General features: G+C 66.6%; 1 protein-coding gene. It reads left to right on the forward strand.

Annotated features, from left to right (window positions below; all coding sequences use genetic code 11):
* Positions 1 to 267 precede the first annotated feature (267 nt).
* Positions 268 to 1,569, forward strand: a complete 1,302-nt coding sequence (locus tag EX88_RS0122730) for a hypothetical protein (RefSeq protein ID WP_152566436.1) — start codon at positions 268 to 270, stop codon at positions 1,567 to 1,569.
* Positions 1,570 to 1,652 lie beyond the last annotated feature (83 nt).

Genomic DNA, 1,652 nt, shown 5'->3' on the forward strand with positions numbered 1-1,652 from the left:
CAACGGCAACGGCAACGGCAACGGCAACGGCAACGGCAACGGCAACGGCAACGGCGCTTTGGGGTAGGAGCGGCGCAAGCCGCGACCAAGGCATCCGCAGAGGCAGCAACGCCGACGTCATTGAGCGAAGTCCGCGGCCATCGCGGCATAGAGCGGCAGACCACGCCCGAGCGCTTCCGCATCCGGCCACTCGGCCCCTGACCCGCGTCACTGCAAACCGTGACGATGGACGGGTAACATCGCCGGGTTCCCGTCCGGCTGCCGTCGATGTCCACGTCCTCGCTGTCCACGCCGACGCTGTCGGTGCCTTCCGCATCTTCCGCCGACTCCGGCGCCGTTGGCGTGTCCGCGCAGGGTGGCGCCTGGCGCGAGATCCCCGCGCTCGGCGCACGCCTGCTCTGGCGCCATTGGCCGGCGCTGACGTTCTGGTTCTTCGCCCAGCGGGTCTGCTACGACCTGTTGATGGGGCTGGCGGTCAAGCTCGGCGAGCGTTCGGTGCTGCTGTCGTTCGCGGTGCTGTCGGTGCTGATCGTGACCCAACTCGCGGGCACCATCCTGATGTTCCAGTCGCTGCGGCCGTCGTTGCCGATGCTCGCCGGCGGTGCGACCACGCCGGACACGGCGGCGGTGCGCAAGCAATGGATCACTGCGCTGGCCATCGCGATGCTGCCGTTCTTCGCCTACTACGCCGGTTGGGGCCTGCTCGAAGACCTGCGCCGCAACTTCCGCACCGCCTACATCTTCAGCGTCTGGGAAAAGGAAAACCTCAACGAGGTGCTCAAGCTCAAGGGCTTGTGGATCGCGCTTGCGGTGGCCTGGGCGGTGCGCTGGTTCAGCAAGCGCCGCGCCGAAGCCACCGGGCATGCGCTGTGGAACGTGGTCGCGACCAGCTGCGAAGCCTACTGGGTGTTCGTGGGCGTGGCCGCCATCGCGCAGGTCATGAGCGGCCTGAAGGACTGGTGGCACGAGCGGGTGGTCTATGCCGCCGTGACCCAGTGGTGGGACGACCCGATGTCGGCGTTCAAGCTGCTGACCCCGGCCAAGAAGGGCATCGTGCCGGTCTGGGACATCGTCGGCACCGCTGCCGGTGCGGTGGTGCTGCCGCTGATCTGGCTGGCGATCACCGCGATCATCTACGGCATCGATCTGCGCCGCGCGCAGCGCCTCGACGGTGCCGACGAAACCCTCGGCAAGGTCAGCGCGCGCTTCAAGTCGATGCATTTCAGCTTGCGCATGCTGGCCGACAAGGCCAGCGCCGGCTGGACCAGCAAGGGCGTGCCGGTGGTCAACAGCCTGCGCCTGGTGCTGCGCGCCGGCCTGCCGGCCTTGCTGACCTTGTGCGTGTGCTGGCAGTTGTTGTCGTACATCGACTCGTGGTCGTGGCGCTTGATGGAACACGTGGTCGGCCCGAAGGACCCGGAATGGCAGAACGTCGTCGGCCAGCCCTTGGCGGTGTTCCTCAACACCCCGTTGTCGTTCCGCACCTCGTTGTTCACCGATGTCTTGCGAGTCGTGTTGTTGGCTGCGACGTTCGACCGCGCCATTGCAAGGTTGCCGCGTTCGGCTTGAGCCTCGGCCGTTGCCGTTGCCGTTGCCGTTGCCGTAATGATTTTGCTGTTGCTGTGCGCCGATTCGCACTAGCGAAGGCAATC

Source organism: Lysobacter antibioticus, assembly GCF_000731095.1.
Lineage (GTDB): Bacteria > Pseudomonadota > Gammaproteobacteria > Xanthomonadales > Xanthomonadaceae > Lysobacter > Lysobacter antibioticus_B.